Here is a 21,393-nt window from a genome sequence, read left to right on the forward strand (position 1 = left end):
ATGTGTCCTCAGAAGAAGCGTTCCGGCCGGTAGGGGGCGGGATCGATGGCCGGGGGCTGGCCGCCGATCAGGTCGCGGATCAGGCGGGCGGTGGCCGCCGACTGCGTCAGGCCCAGGTGGCCGTGGCCGAAGGCGTAGAAGATGTCCGGATGGCGCCGCGCGCGGCCGATCACCGGCAGCGAGTCGGGCAGGCTGGGCCGGAAGCCCATCCACTGCTCGCCGCCCTCGGTGCGCAGCGCCGGCAGGAAGGCCTTGGCCTTGTCCAGCATGGCCTGGGCGCGGCGATAGTCGGGCGGGCGTTCCAGGCCGCCCAGCTCGACGGCGCCGCCCACGCGGATGCCGCAGGCGAGGGGCGAGACCACGAAGCCGTGGTCGGAAAACGTGATCTGGCGGCGCAGGTCGAGCGCGTCCGGCGGCAGGGTCGTGTTGTAGCCGCGCTCGGTCTCCAGGGGGATGGGGTCGCCCAGCGGGCGGCTCAGCCGGTGCGACCAGGCGCCGGCGGCGATGACGACGCGGCTCGCCTGCAGGGCGGTACCGTCGTCCAGCAGCAGGCGCGCGCCCGCGGCGGCGGGCTCGACGGCGCGCACCTCGCGGCGCAGCAGCCGGGCGCCGAGCGCCTGCGCCCGCAGGCCGATGTCCACGGCCAGCGCCTGGGGGTCGTCCACGTTGCGCCAGCGGGGCACCAGCATGCCGTGGGTGAAGCGGGGCGCCAGGCCGGGCTGCAGTTCGGCCAGTTCGGCGCCCTGGACGGGGTGGCTTTCGATGCCGTGGGCCCGCCGCTGGCGGGCGGTTTCCCGGGCGGCGGCGAAGCGCTCGGCGCCCTCGTAGACTTCCAGCACGCCTTCGGTGCCCAGGTGGCGCTCCAGCCCCGTGCGGGCCAGCATGGCCAGCATTTCCCGTTCGGCCAGGCCGATCAGGGCGACCTGGGCCTGGATGTTGGCCCGGTAATGCGACGGCCAGCTGGCGCGCCACAGGCGCAGCAGCCAGGGCGCGATGCGCGGCAGGTAGGCGGGCGGCAGGCTGAGCGGCCCCAGCGGGTCGAACAGCCAGCGCACCGCCTTGCGGATGATGCGCGGCGAGGCCAGCGGCAGGATTTCGGCGAAGGCCAGGGCGCCCGCGTTGCCCCGGCTGGCGCCGCTGGCCGGGTCGTTGCGTTCGACCACGACGACGTCGTGCCCGGCTTCGCGCAGGTACAGGGCGCAGCTCAGGCCGATGATGCCGCCGCCCACGATGGCGACGTCACAGGAGGAAGCGTTCATGATGGTTGCCGGTCAGGACCCCGCATGGGTCCGATACCGGGGATGATTTCACAGACGCGGTAAATATTCAACCAATATATTTACACGGGCCGGGTGTTCATTCCATGCCCCAGCGGCGGGCGAGGACGGCGCGTTCCAGGGAGACGATGTACTGCTGGATGGCGACCTGGCGGTTGTCGGGCAGGTTGAAGTAGCGGCAGGCGACCTGGTGCTGCGGCTTGCCGTTGTCCTGCATCAGGTGGGTGGACCGCAGCACGCGCAGGGCGACGTCCAGTTCGCCGGCGGCGGGCAGTTCCAGCGTGCATTCGTCGAAGATCGTGCCCACGGGCGTCTGGGTGAGGAGATTGTCCCGGTCCACCAGCTGCAGGCCGCCGGCGCTGATGTCGGCGATGCGGAAGCGGGCCTTGCCCGAGGGCAGCGAGGCGTCCTCGATCAGGCAGTGGGCGGGACTGCTGGCCGGCACGTCCACCCGGAAGAACTCGCGCCGCTGGACCCGCCGCAGCTGGGTGGGCCAGGCCATCGAGAGGGCGGGCTTGCCGTCGTGCATGGCGGGGCTGACCGGCCCCGAGAATTCGATCATCACGCGCGCCAGCGAACCTTGCAGGCGCACGGCCTCGGCGCGCAGCAGCTGGGTGTTGATCTGCTCCTCGGAGGCGGTGTCCAGCAGCAGCGTGCCGCTCTTCGGATCGACGTCGAGCAGCGTGGAGATGATCGAGACCGCCTTGCCGGGAATGTCCAGACGCACCAGCACGCGCTGGCTGAGCAGGCCCTGCAGGATGGAATTGATTTCGAGTGATTGCGATACCAGGCAGGGATCGTCTTCCTGAAAGGGCATGGTCGTGGGCTGCGCCTAGAGTGCGACAAGGATGAATTCTAAACGATAGGGTCCCGGAAGACGGCGTTCCGGGAATGCGGGAAAGCCCGCATGCGCGGGCCTTCCCGGGAGCACGAGGACCCCTATTCGAGGGCCTTGACCATGTCCTCCAGGACCTTCTTGGCGTCGCCGAACACCATCATGGTCTTGTCCATGTAGAACAGCTCGTTGTCCAGGCCGGCGTAGCCCGCCGCCATCGAACGCTTGTTGACGATCACGGTGCGCGCCTTGTAGGCCTCCAGGATCGGCATCCCCGCGATGGGCGAGTTCGGGTCGGTCTTGGCCGCCGGGTTGACCACGTCGTTGGCGCCCAGCACCAGCACCACGTCGGTCTGGCCGAATTCGCCGTTGATGTCGTCCATCTCGAACACCTGGTCGTAGGGGACCTCGGCCTCGGCCAGCAGCACGTTCATGTGCCCCGGCATGCGCCCGGCCACCGGGTGGATGGCGTATTTCACCGTCACGCCCTGGGCCGAGAGCTTGGCGGCCAGTTCCTTGAGCGCGTGCTGGGCGCGCGCCACGGCCAGGCCGTAGCCCGGCACGATGGTGACGGTCTCGGCGTTGCTCATGAGGAAGGCGGCGTCGTCCGGGCTGCCGGACTTGACGCTGCGCTGGACCTGGTCCGCGGTGCCCGCGGCGGACGGCTCGGCGCCGAAGCCGCCCAGGATCACGTTGAAGAACGACCGGTTCATCGCCTTGCACATGATGTAGGACAGGATCGCGCCGGAGGAGCCCACCAGCGAGCCGGCGATGATCAGCATCGGGTTGTTCAGCGAGAAGCCGATGCCCGCCGCCGCCCAGCCCGAGTAGCTGTTCAGCATGGAGATCACCACCGGCATGTCGGCTCCGCCGATCGGGATGATGATCAGCACGCCCAGCAGGAAGGCGATGGCCGTCATGAGGATGAAGGGCAGCCAGGCTTGCGTCGCCATGAACCAGAAGCCGCAGGCGAGCATCAGGACCGCCAGCAGCAGGTTCAGCATGTGCTGGCCGGGGAAGACCACCGGCGCGCCCTGGAACAGGCGGAACTTGTACTTGCCCGACAGCTTGCCGAAGGCGATCACCGAACCGGAGAAGGTGATGGCGCCGACGAAAGTGCCGATGAACAGTTCCAGCCGGTTGCCGACCGGGATCGGCGCGCCGTCGGCCGCGATGCCGAAGGCGTGCGGCTCGGCCACGACCGCCGTGGCGATGGCCACGGCCGCCAGGCCGATCATGCTGTGCATGAAGGCGATCAGCTCCGGCATCTTGGTCATCTGGACCTTGCGCGCCAGCACGGTGCCGATGGCGCCGCCGACCAGCAGGCCGAGGACCACGCGCCCCAGGCCGGCGGCGGTGGCGCCGTCGCGCGCCAGGCCGACGATGAGCGCCGCCGTGGTCACGATGGCGATCGCCATGCCGATCATGCCGAAGGCGTTGCCCCGCCGCGAGGTGGTGGGGTGGGACAGGCCCTTGAGCGCCTGGATGAAGCAGACCGAGGCGACGAGGTAGAGCAGGGTGACGAGGTTGGCCGAGATCATGCCTGGCCTCCCTTGCGTTCCTTCTTCTTGAACATCTCCAGCATGCGCTGGGTGACCAGGAAGCCGCCGAAGACGTTGACCGCGGCCAGGGCCACGGCGAACACGCCCATCGACTGGGCCAGGCCGCCGTCGGTCAGGCCGGTCGCCAGCATGGCGCCGACGATGACGATGGCCGAGATGGCGTTGGTGACGGCCATCAGCGGGGTGTGCAGGGCCGGGGTCACGTTCCAGACCACGTGAAAGCCCACGTAGACGGCGAGCACGAAGATGATGATGTTGATCAGGGTGGGGTTGACGGCTTCCATCAGGCGCTCCTCAGGACCTGGCCGTCCTTGCAGACCAGGCAGGCTTTGACGATGTCGTCGTCCGCGGGGAGGACGAAGCGGCCCTCGGCGTCGATGACGAGTTTCAGGAAATCGAGCACGTTGCGCGCGTACAGCGCGGAGGCGTCGGTCGCCAGCAGGGCGGGCAGGTTGGCCAGCCCGACCAGGGTGACGCCGTCGCGCTCGACGACCTCGCCCGGCACCGACAGCGGGCAGTTGCCGCCGCGCTCCACGGCCAGGTCGACGATGACCGAGCCCGGCTTCATGGCGGCGACCGTGTCCGGCTGGATCAGGGTCGGCGCCGGGCGCCCGGGGATCAGGGCCGTGGTGATGACGATGTCGGCCTGCTTGCAGCGCTCGGCCACCAGGGCGGCCTGGCGCGCCATCCACGCGGCCGGCATGGGCCGGGCGTAGCCGCCGACGCCTTCGGCGATCTCGCGTTCCTCGTCGGTCTCGTAGGGCACGTCGATGAACTTGCCACCGAGCGACTCGACCTGCTCGCGCGCGGCGGGGCGCACGTCCGAGGCTTCCACCACGGCGCCCAGGCGGCGCGCGGTGGCGATGGCCTGCAGGCCGGCCACGCCCGCGCCCAGCACGACCACGCGGGCCGCCTTCAGGGTGCCGGCGGCGGTCATCATCATGGGGAAGATGCGGCCGTAGTACTGGGTGGCCAGCAGCACGGCCTTGTAGCCGGCCAGGTTGGCCTGGGACGAGAGCACGTCCAGGCTTTGCGCGCGGGTGGTGCGCGGCGCGGCCTCCAGGGCGAAGGCCGTCAGGCCCGCGCCCGCCAGGGCCTGCAGGCCGTCCCGGTCGAAGGGATCGAGCATGCCGAGCAGCACGGCGCCGGATTTCATGCGCGCCAGTTCGGCCGCGTCGGGGCGGCGCACCTTCAGGACCAGCTCGGCGCCCAGGGCGGCGCCGGCGTCGGCCAGTTCGGCGCCCGCTTTTTCGTAGTCGGCGTCGGGATGGCGGGCGGCCGTGCCGGCGCCGCGCTCGACCAGCACCCGATGGCCGGCCTGGGCCAGCTTCTTGACGGTTTCGGGCGTGGCGGCGACCCGGGTCTCGCCGGGCAGGGTTTCACGGGGGATGCCTACCTGCATGGCGGCCTCCCGGCGGGGATGTGGCAGTCTTGCTGCATGGGGTTTCCTTGATGTCTTGAGGGTTTCGGGCGGAACGCGGGGCCGGGGTCAGCGGCTGGCGTCCAGCGCCTGGCGCAGATCGTCGAGGATGTCGTCGATGTGCTCGATGCCGATGGACAGGCGGATCATGTCTTCGCCGACTCCGGCTCGGGCGAGTTCTTCGGGGCTGAGCTGGCGGTGCGTGGTCGAGGCCGGATGGCAGGCCAGGGATTTCGCGTCGCCGATGTTGACCAGCCGCAGGATCAGTTGCAGGGCATCGATGAAGCGGGCGCCGGCGGCGCGGCCCCCCTGGATGCCGAAGGACAGGATGCTGGCGGGCAGCCCGCCCATGTATTTTTGCGCCAGCGCGTGCTCGGGATGGTCCGGCAGGCCGGCGTAGTTCACCCAGGCGACCTGGGGGTGGTCCCGCAGGAAGCGCGCCACGGCCAGGGCGTTGGCGCAGTGGCGTTCCATGCGCAGGGCCAGGGTCTCGATGCCCTGCAGCACCAGGAAGGAATTGAAGGGCGAGATCGCGCCGCCGGTGTTGCGCAGCGGCACGACGCGGCAGCGGCCGATGAAGGCGGCCGGCCCGAAGGCTTCCGTGTAGACCACGCCGTGGTAGGACGGGTCCGGCTCGTTCAGCATGGGGAAGCGGTCGCGGTGCTCGGCCCAGGGAAATCTGCCGCTGTCCACGACGGCCCCGGCGATGCTGGTGCCGTGTCCCCCCATGTACTTGGTCAGGGCGTGCACGACGATGTCGGCGCCCCATTCGATGGGGCGGCACAGGGCGGGCGAGGCGACCGTGTTGTCCACGATCAGCGGCACGCCGTGGCGGTGCGCGGCCTCGGCCAGCGCCTGGATGTCGATGATGTTGCCCGCCGGGTTGCCGACCGATTCGCAGAACACCGCGCGGGTGCGCTCGTCGATCAGGGCCTCCAGGGCGGCGACGTCGTCGTGGGGCGCGAAGCGGACTTCCAGGCCCTGGCGCGGGAAGGTGTGGGCGAACAGGTTGTAGGTGCCGCCGTAGAGCTTGCTGGTGGAGACGATGTTGTCGCCCGCCTGCGCCAGGGTCTGGATGGCGTAGGTGATGGCCGTCATGCCCGAGGCCACGGCCAGCGCGGCCACCCCGCCTTCCAGGGCGGCGACGCGCTCTTCCAGGACGGCGGTGGTGGGGTTCATGATGCGGGTGTAGATGTTGCCCGCCACCTTCAGGTCGAACAGGTCCGCGCCGTGCTGGGTGTCGTCGAACGCGTACGAGGTGGTCTGGTAGATCGGCACGGCGACGGCCTTGGTCGTGGGGTCCGGGGAGTAGCCGGCGTGGATGGCCAGGGTCTCGAAACGGCGGGTCATGCGAAGTCTCCTCTGAACTGCGTGTTTATGGGGCGATCGACCATCGTACCGGCGAATGCCGTTGCAGCATAAGGTCTATGGCCCTATTTTCATATAGCGTCGTGTCATATAAAGTCCTGTGCATTCTTCTACGAAATGCAATGTGGTGCAATAGAATGCGCCCGGGCGCCGCAAACGGCCGTGCCGCGCGCGGGCATGGGTTAGCATTTCGTTTGCCGTGCGGCATGTGCGGGCGGCGAGGATCGATGAGGCGGGTCAGAATGCGGGTTGCGATATGAATGTCTGGTTGAAGCGGGTGCTGTTCAGCCTGGTCGTGGCGCTGCTGCTGGCGGTGGTCGGGCTGGCGATCTTCCTGCTGACCTTCAATCCGAACGCCTACAAGTCCAGGCTGGAATCCTTCGTGTTCGAGCGCACCGCGCGCACGCTGACCATCGGCGGCGACATCGGCCTGTCGCTGTTCCCCCGCATCGGCCTGTCCGTCAGCGACGTGTCCCTGTCCGAACGCGACGCCCCGGACACCTTCGTCTCCGTCGACAGCGCCCGCTTCGCGGTGGCGATCTGGCCGCTGCTGTCCAACCGCCTGGTGGTGGACCACGTGGCCGTCACCGGCCTGAAGGCCTATGTCGTGCGGGACGCCCAGGGCCGCTTCAATTTCAGCGACCTGCTGGATGCCCGGACGGCGTCGGCGGCCGCCTCGATGCCCGCGCCCATGGCCGCCGCGGCGGCGGTATCCGGCGCCGGATCGGACTTCAACATCGACATCGCCGGCCTGGAGCTGAAGTCCGGCCGGGTCCAGTACGTCGACCAGCGCGACGGCCTGTCCACGGTCTTCGACCAGATCGAGGCGAACACCGGCCGGGTCACCTACGACCAGCCGTTCGACGTGTCCCTGAAGGCCGCGATCACGGGCAACGATCCGGTGCAGAACGCCCAGCTCCAGGCCCAGGCGCTGCTGCGCCTGAACCCGGCCGTGCGCGGCTATTCGGCGCAGAAGATCAACGTGCAGCTGAGCGGACGCCTGGGCAATCTGGACCAGTCGCAGGCCACGCTGCGCGGCAACCTGGCCTACGACGGCGAGGCCCGCCATTTTTCCGCCGACAACCTGGAGCTGGCCCTGAACGGCAACATCGTCGGCGCCCATCCGATCCAGGGGCTGAAGGCCAGCCTGACGGCCGCGCAGCTGCGCCTGGACCAGCGTAACACCGCGCTCAAGATCGACAAGCTCGCCCTGCGCGCCGTGGGCCAGGACCGCAAGCGCGCGCTGGACCTGGCCCTGGACGCGCCGGCCCTGGCGATTTCGCCCGATTCCGCCCAGGCCGATCCCGTGACCGGCACCCTGAAATGGACCGGCGACGACACGCTGGCCGTCTCGCTCGGCCTGGAAGGGCTGTCGGGCAACGCCAACGAATGGCAGTTCCGCGCCGCCAGCCTGGACGGCGCGCTGACCCAGGGCGAACGCCTGCTGCACCTGAAGCTGACCTCGCCGCTGGCCTGGAACATGTCCCTGCGCAAGGGCGCCCTGAACGCCATCAAGGGCGACATGGGCGTGCGCGACCGGGCGCTGCCCTCCGGCAGCTATGAATTCCCCATGATCGGCAGCGTGCACCTGGACCTGGTGCAGGACCTGCTGTCGGCGGACCTGAGCGCCGTGATCGACGGCGGGCAGGCCGTCTTCAAGTCCCAGACCACGGGGCTGACCGCGCCCCAGCCCCAGACCCGCTTCACCCTCAATACGGAAAAGCTCGACCTGAACCGCTGGCTGCCCGTGCCGCCGTCCGCCGGCGCCGCAGCCAAGCCGGCCGGCGGCGGCAAGGAGGCCCCGAAGGACAAGGCGGCGGACAAGGCGCCGGAGCAGGCCGCCGCCGCGCCGCCGCCCGCGCCTGCGCCCACGCCCGTCGACCTGTCCTTCCTGCGGGGGCTGGACATCGAAGGCGACGTGAAGATCGGCGACCTGCGGGTGCGCAACGTGCAGTTGACGGGCGTGGGCCTGCAGGCGCGCGTCCAGAAGGGCGCGCTGGCCGTCTCCAGGCTCGCGGCCGGCCTGTACGAAGGCACGCTCACGGGCCAGTTCAACGCCGCGGCCGACCAGACCTTCGGCCTGAAGCTGAACCTGGACAAGATCGCCGTGGCGCCCCTGATCCAGGCCGCGGCGGGCATGAGCCTGCTGTCGGGGCGCGGCGCGGCGCAGATCGATCTGCGCGCCCAGGGCGCCACGGTGGACGAACTGCAGCGCTCGCTGGCGGGCCGGGCGGCCCTGCAGGTGCGCGACGGCGCGGTGCAGGGCGTGGACGCCGCGCGTACCCTGGCGGAGGTGGCGGCGGCGCTGGGCAACGTCCTGAAGGGGCGCCTGGACGCCGTGGCCTCGCCGTTCGACAGCCGCCGCAGCACCGCCTTCAGCAGCCTGGATGCCCGCCTCGATCTCAAGGACGGCCAGGGCACCCTGTCGAAGCTGTCCCTGGTGTCCGACCTGGTGAAGCTGTCCGAGGGCAAGCCGGCGCGCATCGACGTGCCCGGCCGCACCCTGGACCTGGTCCTGCAGGCCCAGGTGGCGGCGCGGCTGCCCAAGGGCCTGGATGCCGCGCTGACGCCGCTGCTGGGCTCGACCATCCCCATCCGCATCCGCGGCGCCTGGGATCGTCCCGAGTACGACGTGGACTGGTCCAACATCCGCAATCCGTCCATCCAGCGCGCCCTGAAATCGGGGCTGATGGACCTGCTCCAGGGCCGGGACCTGATCGATCAGGCCCTGCCGGCGCCCGAGCCGGAGGCGGCCGGCGCCGCCCCCCGGAATTCCGCCGCGCCGGCCGCCGGCGCCGATCCGGTGGAGCGCATCGGCAAGGCCCTCAAGGGCCTGCTGGGACAATGAGAGACACGAGGAAAGCACACGCGATGACGACCGAGACCGTTTTTCAGCCGATCGCCGGGGCGGCCGCCCTGGCGGACGAGGCCGCCAGGCCCTACGACCGCCGCTGGCTGGTGGTCGACGACCGGAACGGCTGGCTGGATGCCGTCCGCGCACCGGGCCTGGCGGGCCTGGAAATCAGCCTGCGCTTCGGCTACCTGGTGCTGCGCGCGGCCGGCATGCTGCGCCTGGACGTGCCGCTGGACGTGATCGAGGACGACGACAGCGTCGAGCGCACCGCGCGGATCGGCGGCCGCGCCGTCCGGGTGGTGGACGAGGGCGAGCTGGCCGCGGCCTGGTTTTCCCAGTGGCTGGGCCAGCCCTGCCGGCTGGTGAAGGTGCATCCGGACGCCGGGCCGGTGAGCTGGCCCGGCTAGGCTTCATTTCCCGTTGGCCGCGTCCTGCGCTTCCCGCAGGACCTTGGCCTTGGCGTGCAGCCAGCGCTCCACCGACGGGAACACGAACTTGCTGACGTCCCCGCCCAGGATGGCGATTTCACGCACGATGGTGCCGGAGATGAACTGGTACTGGTCCGACGGGGTCATGAACAGGGTCTCGACCTCGGGCAGCAGGTGGCGGTTCATGCCGGCCATCTGGAATTCGTACTCGAAGTCCGACACGGCGCGCAGGCCGCGCACGATGACGCGGGCGTCCTGCTCGCGCACGAAATCCTTGAGCAGGCCGCCGAAGCTGCGCACCCGCACGTTGGGGTAATGCCCCAGGACCTCCTCGGCGATCTCCAGGCGTTCCTGGAGGGTGAAGAACGGCCGTTTGTTCTGGCTGTGGGCCACGCCCACGACGACCTGGTCGAAGAGGCTGGCCGCCCGTCGCACGAGGTCCTCGTGTCCACGGGTGAGCGGGTCGAAAGTGCCCGGGTAGACGGCGGTGATCATGCGGTCTCCGTATAGGTTGACGGAATCGGTATGCGGATCCAGGGGTTCCCGGGTGCCGGACGCGCGGGCGGCCGTTCAGAGTGTCCCCAAACGTTCATTATTCATATTTTTTTGCGTTGCAGCAAATCGTATCAATCCGTAGTGGACCTGGCCCGCCCGCCTCTGGCGCAGCAGTTCCCATTCCGGCGGCGGCGCGCAGGCGGCCTCCGATTCCAGGTACACCAGCCCGCCCGGCAGCACGGCCCGGTCCAGCAGGGGCCACAGCCGCGCCAGCCAGCCCGCGCCGAAGGGCGGATCGAGCATCACCAGGTCGTAGGAAGGGGCCTGCTGGCCGCGCAGGAAGGCGCAGGCGTCGCCCGCGTGGATGCGGATGGCGGGCGCCTTCAGGCGCGCCTGGACGGCCCGCAGGCCGGCCAGCGCGGCCGGCGCCTGCTCGACCAGCTGGGCGGTCTCCACGCCCCGCGACGCGGCCTCGAAGCCCAGCGCCCCGCTGCCGGCGAACAGGTCCAGCACCCGGCGCCCGGCGAACGTGCCGCCCCAGAAATGCGCCAGCCAGTTGAACAGGGTCTCGCGCACGCGGTCGGGCGTCGGGCGCAGGTGATCGCCGTCGGGGACGGAAATGGGCGTGCGGCGGTAGGCACCGCCTACAATACGGATCTGGTGTTTCTTCATGCGCGGTCCGCTGGGTCCGTGCCGGGCCTTGGCCGGATCGTTTTCAGTGTAAAGCCTATGTTCAGTTTCTTTAAACGCAAGAAGGCGCCCGCGCCGCAGGAAGCGGCGCCCGGGCGGGACGAAGCCCTCGGCGCCGCCGCATCCCCGGACGCGCCGGAAGTGGCGCCGGTCGCGCCGACCGAACTGCCCGAGACCTGGCCGGCGGATGCCGGCGGGCCGCCCGAAGCCGGCGCCGATGCGTCCGCGCACGAGGCGCCGGCCGCGGCGGCCGAGCCCGTGTCCGAGTTCGTTTCGGGCGCCGGGCCGGCGCCCGCCGCGGCGCCCGTCCAGCCCCCCGACGCCTGGTCGGACCGGCCGGACGAGACGGCCGATCCCCTGGTCCGGCTGGACCGCGCGGCCAGCGCCGAGGCGGCCGCGCCCGCGTCCTCGGGCTCCTGGCTGGGCCGGCTGCGGCGCGGCCTGTCGCGCACCGGCCAGAGCCTGGGCGGCCTGTTCACCGGGGTCAAGGTCGATGAGGCCCTGTTCGAGGAACTGGAAACCGCGCTCATCATGGCCGACGCCGGCGTCGAGGCCACGGAAAAGCTGCTGGAGCAGCTGCGCGCGCGCGTGCGGCGCCAGCGCATCGAGCGGCCCGAGGCCGTGCGCGCCGCGCTGCGCGACATCCTGGCCGAGCACCTGAAGGTCCTGGAAAAGCCCTTCGTCGTGGGCGAGGCCGCGCCCATGGTGGTCATGATCGCGGGGGTCAATGGAGCGGGCAAGACCACCTCCATCGGCAAGCTCGCCCATGCCCTGCGGGAACGCCAGGCCTCGGTGCTGCTGGCGGCCGGCGACACCTTCCGCGCGGCGGCGCGCGAGCAGCTCGTGGCCTGGGGCGCGCGCAACGGCGTCACCGTCATCGCCCAGGAAGGCGGCGATCCGGCGGCCGTGGCCTTCGACGCGGTCAACGCCGGGCGCGCGCGGTCGGCGGACGTGGTGCTGGTCGATACCGCCGGCCGGCTGCCGACCCAGCTGCACCTGATGGAAGAACTGAAGAAGATCAAGCGCGTCATCGGCAAGGCCGATCCGGCGGCGCCCCACGAGATCCTGCTGGTGGTGGACGGCAACACCGGCCAGAACGCGCTCGCGCAGATCCGCGCCTTCGACGCCGCGCTGGGCCTGACCGGCCTGGTCGTCACCAAGCTCGACGGCACGGCCAAGGGCGGGACGCTGGCGGCGGTGGCGGCGGGCAGCCAGGGCGTGCGGCCGGTGCCCGTGTACTGGATCGGCGTGGGCGAGGGCATGCAGGACCTGCAGCCCTTCGTCGCGGCGGAGTTCGCCGACGCGCTGCTGGGCGGACCCGAGACCGACAGGGCCTGAGGCACGGGCTAAAATGCCCGCATTCCGTTTCCATTCGACAGGTATGGCATGAACATGGCATCCGGCGCGGCATCGAACGAGCCGCCCTTCGACATTTCCCCGGTCCAGGAGATCGTGAACGAGCTGCGGGCCGGCCACATGGTCATCCTGGTGGACGAGGAAGACCGCGAGAACGAGGGCGACCTGGTCCTGGCGGCGGATTTCGTCACGCCCGACGCGATCAATTTCATGGTCACCCACGCGCGCGGCCTGGTCTGCCTGACGCTGACCCACGAACGCTGCGCCCAGCTGCAGCTGCCGCTGATGGCCAACCAGAACGGCACGCGCTACGGCACCAATTTCACCGTCTCCATCGAAGCCGCCGAGGGCGTGGGCACCGGCATTTCCGCCGCCGACCGCGCCCGCACCATCCAGGCGGCCGTGGCGCGCGACGCCCGGCCGGCCGACCTGGTCCAGCCCGGCCACATCTTCCCGGTGCGCGCCGTCCAGGGCGGCGTGCTGGTGCGCGCGGGCCACACCGAAGCCGGCTGCGACCTCACCGCCATGGCGGGCCTGACGCCGGCCGCCGTGATCTGCGAGATCCTCAAGCCCGACGGCAGCATGGCGCGCCTGCCCGACCTGATGGTCTTCGCCCGCGAGCACGGACTGAAGATCGGCACCATCGCCGACCTGATCCAGTACCGCAGCGAGCACGAATCCATGATCGAGCGCCTGGTCGAGCGGCCGGTGAAGACGCCCTGGGGTTCGTTCCAGGCGGTGGCCTACCGGGACCGCGCCTCGAACGCGCCCCACCTGGCGCTGGTGCACGGCGACATCCGCCCCGACCAGGAAGCCCTGGTGCGCGTGCACGAGCCCGCCAGCGTGCTGGACCTGCTGTGCGAAGGCGCCACCCGCCACAGCTGGACCATTCCCCAGGCCCTGGGCGCCATCGCGGCCTCGCCCAGCGGCGTGCTGGTGCTGCTGAACTGCCATGGCGACGCCGATCTGCTGTTCGCCCAGTTCGATGCCTGGGCGCGCAGCGGCGACGCCCAGGCCGGGCGGCCGGCCACCGACGGCGAACGCCACGGCCTGCGCACCTTCGGCATCGGCGCGCAGATCCTGCGCGACCTCGGCGTGGGCCAGGCCCGGCTGCTGGCGCGGCCGCGCAAAATGCCCAGCATGGCAGGGTTCTCCCTGACCATTACGGGTTACCATAACGAACCCGGCGTATCCGACGCCGCGACCTGATCAAGGAATCGCGACCATGAACCCTTACGTGATGACCCCCGACATGAACGGGGAGGGCCTGCATATCGGCATCGTGCGCGCCCGGTTCAACGAGGAAATCGGCCAGGCCGAACTGCAGACCTGCCTGGACGAGCTGGCCGCCCTGGGCGTGGACGAGCGCGACGTCATGGTGGTGTCCGTGCCCGGCGCGCTGGAATTGGGCGTGACCCTGGCCCAGATGGCCGAAACCTTTGAATTCGACGCCCTGATCGCCCTGGGCGCGGTGATCCGCGGCGAAACCTACCACTTCGAGATCGTCAGCAACGAATCGGCGTCGGCCATCAGCCGCATCGCGCTGGAAACCGGGATCCCGGTCGCCAACGGCGTGCTCACCACCGACACCGACGAGCAGGCCCAGGCCCGCGCGGCCGACAAGGGCCGCGACTGCGCCCGCGCCGCCGTCGAGATGGCCAATCTGGTGGCCGCCCTGGAGCCCGAATCGGACGACGACGAAGACGAGGACGACGACTTCGACGACGAGGACGAGGACGAAGAGGACGTGGATGACTGAGTCCAAGCCCGCGCGCGCCGGCGGCCGCGCCAATGCCCGCAGCGCGCGCCGTCTGGCGCGCGAATTCGCGCTGCAGGGCGTGTACGCCTGGCTGCTGCGCGGCGGCGCCGATCTGGCCGAGCTGGGCGAGATCGACGCCCACGTGCGCGATGGCGAAGACTTCGACCAGGCCGACGCCCAGTGGTACCAGACCCTGCTGCAGGGGGCGGCCGGCCAGGCCGCCGCGCTGCGCGAGCGCTTCGTGCCCTACATCGACCGGCCCCTGGCGGAGCTGTCCCCCATCGAGCACGCCGTGCTGCTGATCGGCAGCTTCGAGCTCGTCCAGCACGTCGAAGTCCCCTACCGCGTCGCCATCAACGAGGCCGTCGAGCTGGCCAAGTCCTTCGGCGGCACGGACGGCTACCGCTTCGTCAACGGCGTGCTCGACAAGCTCGCGGCCGAAGTCCGCGCTCCCGAGGTCCAGGCGACGGCGCGCCGCTGATGCGGCACGGGGCGGGCTTATGCAGGCGGATGGCGAATTCGACCTGATCGCACGCTATTTCAAGCGGCCCGCGCCGGACCGGATGCTGGGCGTGGGCGACGACTGCGCCCTCATGTCGCTCTCGTCGGGCTGCGAACTGGCCGTCAGCACCGACATGCTGGTCGAGGGCCGGCATTTCCTGCCCGACGCGGACCCGGCCTCCCTGGGCCACAAGGCCCTGGCGGTCAACCTGTCCGACCTGGCCGCCATGGGCGCCCGGCCGCTGGCCTGCACGCTGGCGCTGTCGCTGCCCGCCGTCGACCACGCCTGGCTGGCGGCCTTCTCCGAAGGCTTCCACGCCCTGGCCCGCGAATCCCATTGTCCGCTGGTGGGCGGGGACACCACCCGCGGCGACGCGGTGGTGCTCAGCATCACGGTGCTGGGCGAAGTCCGCCGCTCGCACGCCCTGCGCCGCGACGCGGCCCGCGTCGGCGACGACGTCTGGGTGTCCGGCACGCTGGGCGCGGCCGACCTGGCCCTGCGCCTGCTGCTGGGCCGCTTGCCCCCCGATCCCGAGCGCCTGCGGGCCGTCCGGCCCGCCCTGGACCGCCCCATGCCGCGCCTGAAACTGGGCCGCTACCTGGCCGGCGTGGCCCATGCCGCCATCGACGTGTCCGACGGCCTGCTGCAGGATTTCGGCCATATCCTGCAGGCCAGCCATTGCGGCGGCGAACTGTGGCTCGACGCCTTGCCGGCGCATCCGGCGCTGGCCGGCCTGGACGAGGCCCTGCGCCGCGAGGCCCTGCTGGCCGGCGGCGACGCCTACGAACTGTGCTTCACCGCCCGGCCCCTGTGGCGCGAGCAGATCGAGGTCCTGGGGCGCCAGCTGAACGTGCCGGTGACCCGGGTGGGCAGGCTGGTGCGCGGCGAGGGCGTGCGCGTGCTGGACGGCGCCGGCCAGGCCGTGCCGGTGGCGCGCCGGGGCTTCGACCATTTTGCCGAGCCGTGCGGAGACCTCGCATGACAGACCCCAACGATCCGAAGCACGCGGGCCGGGATGCGGGCCGGCATGCGGGCCCCGAGCGGCCCATCCTGCGCCCCTCCGCCGCCTGGGTCTTCGCCCGGCCCGAGCGGATCCTGGGCTTTGGCCTGGGCTCGGGCCTGATCCATCCGGCGCCGGGCACCTGGGGCACGCTGATGGGCTGGCTGCTGTGGGCGCTCCTGCTGCGCGGCCTGTCCGACGGCTGGATGATCCTGATCCTGCTGCTGTCCTTCGGGATCGGCTGCTGGGCGGCCCAGCGCTGCGGCGATGCCCTGGGCGTGCCGGACCATGGCGGCATCAACTGGGACGAGATCGTCGCCATCTGGCTGGTGCTGTGGCTGATGCCGCACGGCTTCTGGGCCCAGGCCGCCTCGGTGGCGCTGTTCCGCTTCTTCGACATCGTCAAACCGCCGCCGGTCGGCCTGCTCGACCGGCGCTTCAAGAACGGCTTCGGGGTCATGATCGACGACATCGTCGCGGCCCTGTATGCCTTGCTGGCGGGGGCGCTGCTCGTCCGCCTGGGAGTGTTGTCATGAACGAACGCGAGACGCGAGTCCTGGCGGGCGAAGTGGGCGCCGCCCTGCGCGCCGCCGGCTGGCTGTGCGCCACGGCGGAATCCTGCACCGGCGGGCTGCTGGCGGGCGCCATCACGTCCTGCCCCGGCTCCAGCCTGTGGTTCGAGCGCGGCTTCGTCACCTACAGCAATGCCGCCAAGATCGAGCAGCTGCGGGTGTCGTCCGACACCCTGGAACGCTTCGGCGCCGTCAGCGAGGAAACCGCCATGGAAATGGCCGGCGGCGTGCTGGCGGCGGTGCCCCAGGCCCACCTGGCCCTGTCCACCACCGGCATCGCCGGGCCGGGCGGCGCCACCCCCGGCAAGCCGGTCGGCATGGTGTGCTTCGGCATCGCGCGCCGCACCGGCGCCGGGATCGTCACCCGCGCCCTCACCCAGGTCTTCGAGGGCGACCGCGAGGCCGTGCGCGCCGCGGCGGTGCGCCGCGCCCTGCAGGCGGCGCTGGTGGAACTGGGGAAGACCTGAGCCTGGGTCAGGCTGCGGCCTGCATGACCATGTCGATATGGATGCGGTCGTAGGGGCAGCGCAGCGCACCCTTGGCGTCCTTTTCCAGCAGGCCGATATCGACCAGGATCTGGGTGTCGGTATGGACGCCTTTTACGTCGCGGCCTACTTTGCGCGCCAGTTCCCGAACCCCGACGGTTCCCTGGCCCAGCAGATCGCGCAGCAGCAGCCAGCGCCGCCCGTTCAGGTACGCAAAAAAGACGGCAGGGGTCTCGAAGTTCAAGGTTTCGCCTTGCGGTTGGCCCGTCGCAAGGCCGATGGCCGCTTTGTGCCCAGCGGTCCGCAGCACGGTCTTCCAGTCCGGGTCGATGGTAATCGTCAGTGTTCTGGGTGTCGTCATGGGGGACCTCTGATGATTTCTACTTCCGTGATGAAGTCCTTGATGAGCTGGTCGATTGTCGTGAATGGATAGTGCAGTTCCGCTTGCCCCAGACGCATGGGGTCACCCTTGCCGCGTCCGTTGTCGAATCCAACCAGGCGGCGGCCGTTCCGTGCATAGACCAGCCGGTACTTGAATCCGTGCGTCGAAGGCGGGACAGGTTCTGGGACGGACCAGACGGTCATTTGGATGATGCCGCCGGTTTCATCAAAGGATTTCTGGTTGACGATGAGTTTGGCTGTCATGTCGTTCCATGGCGTCCATCGTATCAAGTGCTGTTTGTTTTTACAGCAGTGATCACCCTTCCAGTCTCATCGCGTGACATGTATTTTTGATGAGCGGCTGACACGGGCTCCCGATGGACAGGATAGTCAGGGCAGGCCCATGCCGGTGCGTCGCGGCATGGAAATGTCCATGAGGGAAAATGTGGTTGGACACCACAAGAATCCCCGTCAGCGAATCGTGATCGGGATTCTTCAAGCCAGCCGGGCGGGAAGAATAGGGGGCTGGTTGACCCGTTTCGCAGTAAGCTCGGGGGCTTCGTTGGATTGTGATTGTTTCTGGCGCGGGTGCGGGCCGCGCAGTGTACAGGTCGTCATAAGAAGGCTCATGCCATGGATTGTCTGGACCGGCCCATCCGGTATTTTCTGAAGATCGCGGAATTATCTTCGCTGTCGCGTGCAGCCGAAGACCTGGGCTTGAGCCAATCGGGCCTGAGCCGCAAGCTGGCGTCCCTGGAGGCCCATCTGGGAAAACCGCTGTTTCTGCGCACTGGCAGGGGCATGGAGCTGACCGAGGCCGGCCGTAAGCTGGCCGAGGCCGCCTTGCCGGCCTATACGGCGATCGATGACATGCTGGTGCAACTGCGCGACAGGGAAGGCCTGACGCAAGGCAACTTGAGCATCGCCATTATCCATACCGTCGGCTATTACTTTGTGTCTGACCTGCTGTCGCGCTTTGTCGGCAAGCATTCCCAGGTCAACCTGACGGTTCTGGCGCGCAGTTCCCCCGAAGTCGTTGAACTGGTGGAAAAGGGCAAGGCTGACATCGGCCTGGTCTATGACTCGGCCGTGGCCAGCGACAGGCTGGAATCGACCCCGCTGCTTATGGACGAGATGTGTCTCATTGCGCGCGCGCAGGATCTGCCTGATCAGGTGTCTGTGGACCTCGCTCGTTCGTCGTTGATGCTGGTGGGCTTTCCAGAGAACTATGCCTTGCGGCGCATGTTGAAAAGCGCTGGACTGGATGAGCGCGTGACCGTGGTGGCGGAAACGGTGGATGCCATGCTGCAGCTCAGCGCCACGGGTATCGGCGCTTGTGTGCTGCCGGCCAATATTCCGGCGCCACTGTTGCGAGACTATGGCCTGGTCAAGGTTCCTTTGCAGGCGCCTGGACTGCAACGCCTGGTGGTCGCCATCGTGCGCCACGATATCGCCGCCGGCAGCTTGGCGCGTCAGTTGCTGAACATGGCCAAGGCTATTTCCACAATGGCATAGCAAGTATTGGCATAGCTGGTATGACTTGAGGTTCATGGTCTTGGAACGGCCCCGTCCCTAGAATGATTCATGTCAATTAATCACACCACGGGGACGAATCATGACGGCAGTGCTTAGGGAAAAATCGTATTTTGATCAACGCGCTACACAAGAAATGCGCGAACATCTTCACCCCGTTCAGCGAACCCTCCAGGAAGACTTGGCCTATGCCTGTCGGATCCTGGCCGCAACCGGCCAGGAGGCCGGGCTGGCTGGGCAGATCAGTGCGCGCTCCGACACCCCGGGGGCCTACTGGACTTTGCGCTTCGGGTTAGGGTTTGACGAGGCCACGCCCAATGACTTTATCGAGGTCGGCGCTGACCTGGAAACCCTGTCGGGGCAGGGCATGGCCAATCCGGCGACCCGCTTTCACCTATGGATCTACAAGAGCCGGCCGGATGTCAATGCCATCATCCATACGCATTCTCCGTGGGTCAGCGCGCTGGTGGCCGCACGCCAGCCCCTGGTGGTGGCGCAAATGGACATGACGCCTTTTCACAATGACTGCGCGTTTTTGGCTGACTGGCCCGGGGTGCCCATCGCCGACCAGGAGGGCGTGCTGATTTCCGAGGCGCTCGGCGGCAAGCGTTCCATCATCCTGGCGCATCATGGCTATCTGACGACGGGCGGCACCATGGCCGAAGCCACCTACCTGTCGGTCTACCTGGAGCGCGCGGCCCGCATGCAGACCCGTGCCCGCGTCTACGGTGAGCTGACCCCCGTGCCGGACCATCTGGCGCAGGAGGCTCACGACTATCTGCTCAAGCCTTCGATCGTCAAGGGCACGTTCGACTACTGGTGCCGCCAGATCGACCGGTCCGCCGCCTGACTGGAAGTACCCATCTGAACGGGGCCTGACGCCCCGGCATAAAAAATGATCAAAACACATGCTGGCCAATGCCGGCAGGGAGACATGCGCATGAAAAACCAACAATCCCCGGGTAGGCCGCACAAGTCTGGGTCATCGAAGCACTATGTGACTGCTGGTGTAGCCAGCATGCTCGGGACCACCATCGAGTGGTATGACTTTTTTCTGTATGGGACAGCCGCCGCCCTGATCTTCAATAAGATATTTTTTCCGGCGTTTGACCCCCTGATGGGCACACTGGCGGCGTTTGCCACCTATTCGGTGGGCTTTTTCGCCCGCCCGCTGGGCGGGATCGTGTTCGGACATTTCGGAGATCGTGTCGGACGCAAGTCCATGTTGCTCATCACCCTGGTGATGATGGGGGTGCCCACCATTCTGATCGGGCTGATTCCGTCCTACGACAGCATTGGTTATTGGGCTGCCATTCTGTTGGTCATCCTGCGTTTCCTGCAGGGTGTGGCGGTCGGTGGCGAGTGGGGGGGCGCCGTACTGATGGCGGTTGAACACGCTCCCGAGGGCAAGAAAGGCTTTTTCGGCAGTCTGCCCCAGGCCGGGGTGGCGCCGGGTCTGCTGCTATCGTCTTTTGCCATGGCCGCCGTTGCGGCATTGCCCGAAGAACAGATGCTCAGTTGGGGTTGGCGGCTGCCGTTTCTGGCCAGTGTGGTGCTGCTGCTGGTGGGCTGGTTCATTCGCATTCGCGTGGCTGAATCGCCCGATTTTGAAGCCATGCAATCCGCCGGCAAGAAAATCGAAGTGCCCTTGCGCACGGTGCTCACCAAGCATCCTCGCAGCGTTTTGCTGGTGATCGGTGCCCGTCTGGGTGAAGTCACCTGGTTTTATACCGTCGTGACATTTGCCCTGGCCTATGCCACCGGGACATTGGGGATTCCGAAAATCACAGTGCTCGATGGCATCATGTGGGGGGCCGCAGTCTCGTTCTTTACCATGCCTTTGTGCGGCATGCTGGGTGATCGCATCGGACACAAATACGTTTTTATGCTCGGCGCCATCGGCGTGCTGATCGTCGGCAATGTGTTTTTCGATCTGCTGGCGACGCGTGAATTCGGCATGATCACCCTGGGCATGGTGCTGGCCATTGGCTGCGTTTATGCCATGCTCTACGGCCCCGAAGGCAGCCTGTTTTCAAGTCAGTTCCCGCCCGAGGTCCGCTATAGCGGCATTTCCCTTGCTGTACAGATCTCCGGGGCGATTGGCGGCGGGCTGGCTCCCCTGGTGGCCACCTGGTTGTTGGCCTTGGGCGACGGCAGTCCGCGCTATGTGGTGTGGTACCTGCTCAGCCTGGGTGCGATTGCTGGCGTGTGTGCCTGGCGGATGCGTTCGCAGGCCCCCGTCCTCGAAGGGCGTCAGTATGAAGCAGCTTGATTATTACTTCTGGTTGAATTCCGACTGGGCCTTGCTGGGAGCGGATCGACTGGCGCTGCTGGCCCAGCGCCAGGATGTCCAGGTGAACTACAAGCCTGTGGATTTGCTGGATGTCTATGCGCGCACCGGAGGCATCCCCTTGTCCCAGCGTTCAGTGCAGCGTCAGGATTACCGCGAGCAGGAATTGCGGCGCTGGATGCCGTTACTGGGCATGCAGATTAACGTGACGCCTCGGTATATGTGTCCGGATGCCTCGCTGGCCTCAAGGTTCCTGATCGCAGCTGAGCTGCTGGGGTATCCCGTGGCCCAGCTGCACAAGGAAATCTTGGCTGCGCAATGGTGTCACGAACAGGATATTGCTCAGGCCGATGTGCTGTTGGGCGTGGCCGCCCGGCTGGGGCTGCCTGGGCCTGCCATGATGCAGCGTGCGGCACAGCCTGAGGCGGAGCGACAGTATCGGCGTTACACGGATGAAGCGGTATCGGCTGGCGTGTTTGGCTCGCCCAGCTATGTGCTGGCAGGGGAGGTCTTCTGGGGCCAGGACCGATTGGACTTTCTGGATCGAGCCTTGGCGGGGTGAAACCAAGCACCCGCCTTGTGGCAA

Annotated in this window: 23 protein-coding genes; 13 read left to right on the top strand and 10 right to left on the bottom strand. The window is 68.4% G+C overall.

Annotated features, from left to right (window positions below):
* Positions 1-8: 8 nt before the first annotated feature.
* The 6 genes from HNR28_RS12955 to HNR28_RS12980 form a co-directional block, all read right to left on the bottom strand.
* On the bottom strand, positions 9-1,259 hold the full coding sequence (locus HNR28_RS12955) for an NAD(P)/FAD-dependent oxidoreductase (RefSeq protein ID WP_151024313.1): 1,251 nt from the start codon (positions 1,257-1,259) through the stop codon (positions 9-11).
* A gap of 97 nt (positions 1,260-1,356) precedes the next feature.
* Positions 1,357-2,094 carry a flagellar brake protein gene (locus tag HNR28_RS12960; RefSeq protein ID WP_043684850.1) on the bottom strand — a complete coding sequence of 246 codons (738 nt, stop codon included), beginning with the start codon at positions 2,092-2,094 and terminating at the stop codon, positions 1,357-1,359.
* Positions 2,095-2,216: 122 nt separating this feature from the next.
* Positions 2,217-3,653 (bottom strand): NAD(P)(+) transhydrogenase (Re/Si-specific) subunit beta, encoded by a 1,437-nt coding sequence (locus HNR28_RS12965; RefSeq protein WP_151024314.1) that lies wholly within the window; start codon positions 3,651-3,653, stop codon positions 2,217-2,219.
* Positions 3,650-3,958 (bottom strand): NAD(P) transhydrogenase subunit alpha part 2, encoded by a 309-nt coding sequence (locus tag HNR28_RS12970; protein WP_043684843.1) that lies wholly within the window; start codon positions 3,956-3,958, stop codon positions 3,650-3,652. Before HNR28_RS12970 ends, HNR28_RS12965 begins: the two co-directional genes overlap by 4 nt.
* Entirely contained in the window at positions 3,958-5,076 is a 1,119-nt protein-coding gene (locus HNR28_RS12975; RefSeq protein WP_043684841.1) for a Re/Si-specific NAD(P)(+) transhydrogenase subunit alpha, read from the bottom strand. Before HNR28_RS12975 ends, HNR28_RS12970 begins: the two co-directional genes overlap by 1 nt.
* Before the next feature lie 87 nt (positions 5,077-5,163).
* Entirely contained in the window at positions 5,164-6,444 is a 1,281-nt protein-coding gene (locus tag HNR28_RS12980) for a bifunctional O-acetylhomoserine aminocarboxypropyltransferase/cysteine synthase (RefSeq protein WP_043684838.1), read from the bottom strand.
* A gap of 274 nt (positions 6,445-6,718) precedes the next feature.
* On the opposite strand from HNR28_RS12980, the gene HNR28_RS12985 reads away from it, so the two are divergent.
* Together HNR28_RS12985 and HNR28_RS12990 are read left to right on the top strand one after the other, a co-directional pair.
* Positions 6,719-9,310 carry an AsmA family protein gene (locus HNR28_RS12985; protein WP_151024315.1) on the top strand — a complete coding sequence of 864 codons (2,592 nt, stop codon included), beginning with the start codon at positions 6,719-6,721 and terminating at the stop codon, positions 9,308-9,310.
* Positions 9,311-9,333: 23 nt separating this feature from the next.
* Complete coding sequence (locus HNR28_RS12990) at positions 9,334-9,723, top strand: MOSC N-terminal beta barrel domain-containing protein (protein WP_151024316.1); 390 nt, start codon at positions 9,334-9,336, stop codon at positions 9,721-9,723.
* A gap of 3 nt (positions 9,724-9,726) precedes the next feature.
* Here HNR28_RS12990 and coaD read toward each other — a convergent pair whose 3' ends face one another.
* Together coaD and HNR28_RS13000 are read right to left on the bottom strand one after the other, a co-directional pair.
* Positions 9,727-10,239 (bottom strand): pantetheine-phosphate adenylyltransferase, encoded by a 513-nt coding sequence (gene coaD, locus HNR28_RS12995; RefSeq protein WP_043684832.1) that lies wholly within the window; start codon positions 10,237-10,239, stop codon positions 9,727-9,729.
* Positions 10,240-10,314: 75 nt separating this feature from the next.
* On the bottom strand, positions 10,315-10,911 hold the full coding sequence (locus HNR28_RS13000) for an RsmD family RNA methyltransferase (protein ID WP_151024317.1): 597 nt from the start codon (positions 10,909-10,911) through the stop codon (positions 10,315-10,317).
* Between the two features lie 57 nt (positions 10,912-10,968).
* Here HNR28_RS13000 and ftsY point away from each other — a divergent pair, with 57 nt between their 5' ends.
* Genes ftsY through HNR28_RS13035 form a run of 7 tightly spaced genes read left to right on the top strand, consistent with a single transcriptional unit; the run spans position 10,969 to position 16,585 of the window.
* Positions 10,969-12,267 carry a signal recognition particle-docking protein FtsY gene (gene ftsY / locus HNR28_RS13005; protein ID WP_184142939.1) on the top strand — a complete coding sequence of 433 codons (1,299 nt, stop codon included), beginning with the start codon at positions 10,969-10,971 and terminating at the stop codon, positions 12,265-12,267.
* Between the two features lie 48 nt (positions 12,268-12,315).
* The gene (gene ribBA, locus HNR28_RS13010) at positions 12,316-13,494 is read left to right on the top strand and encodes a bifunctional 3,4-dihydroxy-2-butanone-4-phosphate synthase/GTP cyclohydrolase II (protein ID WP_052355974.1); all 1,179 of its coding nucleotides are present in this window, start codon (positions 12,316-12,318) and stop codon (positions 13,492-13,494) included.
* Between the two features lie 16 nt (positions 13,495-13,510).
* Positions 13,511-14,044, top strand: a complete 534-nt coding sequence (gene ribH, locus HNR28_RS13015; RefSeq protein WP_043684824.1) for a 6,7-dimethyl-8-ribityllumazine synthase — start codon at positions 13,511-13,513, stop codon at positions 14,042-14,044.
* Positions 14,037-14,525: a transcription antitermination factor NusB gene (gene nusB, locus HNR28_RS13020; RefSeq protein ID WP_043684822.1), complete on the top strand. Its 489-nt coding sequence runs from the start codon at positions 14,037-14,039 to the stop codon at positions 14,523-14,525. Before ribH ends, nusB begins: the two co-directional genes overlap by 8 nt.
* 19 nt (positions 14,526-14,544) lie before the next feature.
* On the top strand, positions 14,545-15,528 hold the full coding sequence (gene thiL / locus HNR28_RS13025) for a thiamine-phosphate kinase (RefSeq protein WP_151024117.1): 984 nt from the start codon (positions 14,545-14,547) through the stop codon (positions 15,526-15,528).
* Entirely contained in the window at positions 15,525-16,082 is a 558-nt protein-coding gene (locus tag HNR28_RS13030; RefSeq protein WP_151024118.1) for a phosphatidylglycerophosphatase A family protein, read from the top strand. The genes thiL and HNR28_RS13030 overlap by 4 nt, the downstream gene beginning before the upstream one ends.
* Positions 16,079-16,585 carry a CinA family protein gene (locus HNR28_RS13035; protein ID WP_043684816.1) on the top strand — a complete coding sequence of 169 codons (507 nt, stop codon included), beginning with the start codon at positions 16,079-16,081 and terminating at the stop codon, positions 16,583-16,585. The genes HNR28_RS13030 and HNR28_RS13035 overlap by 4 nt, the downstream gene beginning before the upstream one ends.
* Positions 16,586-16,592: 7 nt before the next feature.
* Here HNR28_RS13035 and HNR28_RS13040 read toward each other — a convergent pair whose 3' ends face one another.
* Complete coding sequence (locus HNR28_RS13040) at positions 16,593-16,964, bottom strand: HVO_A0114 family putative DNA-binding protein (RefSeq protein ID WP_043684814.1); 372 nt, start codon at positions 16,962-16,964, stop codon at positions 16,593-16,595.
* Entirely contained in the window at positions 16,961-17,248 is a 288-nt protein-coding gene (locus HNR28_RS13045) for a toxin-antitoxin system TumE family protein (RefSeq protein ID WP_151024119.1), read from the bottom strand. Before HNR28_RS13045 ends, HNR28_RS13040 begins: the two co-directional genes overlap by 4 nt.
* Positions 17,249-17,617: 369 nt before the next feature.
* Here HNR28_RS13045 and HNR28_RS13050 point away from each other — a divergent pair, with 369 nt between their 5' ends.
* The 4 genes from HNR28_RS13050 (at position 17,618) to HNR28_RS13065 (ending at position 21,369) form a co-directional block, all read left to right on the top strand.
* Positions 17,618-18,499 carry a LysR family transcriptional regulator gene (locus HNR28_RS13050; RefSeq protein WP_043684811.1) on the top strand — a complete coding sequence of 294 codons (882 nt, stop codon included), beginning with the start codon at positions 17,618-17,620 and terminating at the stop codon, positions 18,497-18,499.
* Between the two features lie 100 nt (positions 18,500-18,599).
* Positions 18,600-19,367, top strand: a complete 768-nt coding sequence (locus HNR28_RS13055) for an aldolase (protein WP_043684808.1) — start codon at positions 18,600-18,602, stop codon at positions 19,365-19,367.
* Positions 19,368-19,457: 90 nt separating this feature from the next.
* On the top strand, positions 19,458-20,789 hold the full coding sequence (locus HNR28_RS13060; protein ID WP_043687876.1) for an MFS transporter: 1,332 nt from the start codon (positions 19,458-19,460) through the stop codon (positions 20,787-20,789).
* On the top strand, positions 20,776-21,369 hold the full coding sequence (locus tag HNR28_RS13065) for a 2-hydroxychromene-2-carboxylate isomerase (protein ID WP_151024120.1): 594 nt from the start codon (positions 20,776-20,778) through the stop codon (positions 21,367-21,369). Before HNR28_RS13060 ends, HNR28_RS13065 begins: the two co-directional genes overlap by 14 nt.
* Positions 21,370-21,393: the final 24 nt, after the last annotated feature.

Source organism: Castellaniella defragrans (assembly GCF_014203015.1).
GTDB lineage: Bacteria > Pseudomonadota > Gammaproteobacteria > Burkholderiales > Burkholderiaceae_B > Castellaniella > Castellaniella defragrans.

Bases quoted from the DNA above. Each gene is read 5' to 3' on its own strand.
- HNR28_RS13040 (WP_043684814.1), bottom strand. From the start codon at position 16,964: ATGACGACACCCAGAACACTGACGATTACCATCGACCCGGACTGGAAG.
- HNR28_RS13055 (WP_043684808.1), top strand. From the start codon at position 18,600: ATGACGGCAGTGCTTAGGGAAAAATCGTATTTTGATCAACGCGCTACA.
- HNR28_RS12960 (WP_043684850.1), bottom strand. From the start codon at position 2,094: ATGCCCTTTCAGGAAGACGATCCCTGCCTGGTATCGCAATCACTCGAA.
- HNR28_RS12970 (WP_043684843.1), bottom strand. From the start codon at position 3,958: ATGGAAGCCGTCAACCCCACCCTGATCAACATCATCATCTTCGTGCTC.
- coaD (WP_043684832.1), bottom strand. From the start codon at position 10,239: ATGATCACCGCCGTCTACCCGGGCACTTTCGACCCGCTCACCCGTGGA.
- HNR28_RS13030 (WP_151024118.1), top strand. From the start codon at position 15,525: ATGACAGACCCCAACGATCCGAAGCACGCGGGCCGGGATGCGGGCCGG.
- ftsY (WP_184142939.1), top strand. From the start codon at position 10,969: ATGTTCAGTTTCTTTAAACGCAAGAAGGCGCCCGCGCCGCAGGAAGCG.
- ribH (WP_043684824.1), top strand. From the start codon at position 13,511: ATGAACCCTTACGTGATGACCCCCGACATGAACGGGGAGGGCCTGCAT.
- nusB (WP_043684822.1), top strand. From the start codon at position 14,037: ATGACTGAGTCCAAGCCCGCGCGCGCCGGCGGCCGCGCCAATGCCCGC.
- HNR28_RS12975 (WP_043684841.1), bottom strand. From the start codon at position 5,076: ATGCAGGTAGGCATCCCCCGTGAAACCCTGCCCGGCGAGACCCGGGTC.
- HNR28_RS13050 (WP_043684811.1), top strand. From the start codon at position 17,618: ATGGATTGTCTGGACCGGCCCATCCGGTATTTTCTGAAGATCGCGGAA.
- HNR28_RS13000 (WP_151024317.1), bottom strand. From the start codon at position 10,911: ATGAAGAAACACCAGATCCGTATTGTAGGCGGTGCCTACCGCCGCACG.
- HNR28_RS12980 (WP_043684838.1), bottom strand. From the start codon at position 6,444: ATGACCCGCCGTTTCGAGACCCTGGCCATCCACGCCGGCTACTCCCCG.
- HNR28_RS12990 (WP_151024316.1), top strand. From the start codon at position 9,334: ATGACGACCGAGACCGTTTTTCAGCCGATCGCCGGGGCGGCCGCCCTG.
- HNR28_RS13065 (WP_151024120.1), top strand. From the start codon at position 20,776: ATGAAGCAGCTTGATTATTACTTCTGGTTGAATTCCGACTGGGCCTTG.
- HNR28_RS12965 (WP_151024314.1), bottom strand. From the start codon at position 3,653: ATGATCTCGGCCAACCTCGTCACCCTGCTCTACCTCGTCGCCTCGGTC.
- HNR28_RS13060 (WP_043687876.1), top strand. From the start codon at position 19,458: ATGAAAAACCAACAATCCCCGGGTAGGCCGCACAAGTCTGGGTCATCG.
- HNR28_RS13035 (WP_043684816.1), top strand. From the start codon at position 16,079: ATGAACGAACGCGAGACGCGAGTCCTGGCGGGCGAAGTGGGCGCCGCC.
- ribBA (WP_052355974.1), top strand. From the start codon at position 12,316: ATGAACATGGCATCCGGCGCGGCATCGAACGAGCCGCCCTTCGACATT.
- HNR28_RS13045 (WP_151024119.1), bottom strand. From the start codon at position 17,248: ATGACAGCCAAACTCATCGTCAACCAGAAATCCTTTGATGAAACCGGC.
- HNR28_RS12985 (WP_151024315.1), top strand. From the start codon at position 6,719: ATGAATGTCTGGTTGAAGCGGGTGCTGTTCAGCCTGGTCGTGGCGCTG.
- HNR28_RS12955 (WP_151024313.1), bottom strand. From the start codon at position 1,259: ATGAACGCTTCCTCCTGTGACGTCGCCATCGTGGGCGGCGGCATCATC.
- thiL (WP_151024117.1), top strand. From the start codon at position 14,545: ATGCAGGCGGATGGCGAATTCGACCTGATCGCACGCTATTTCAAGCGG.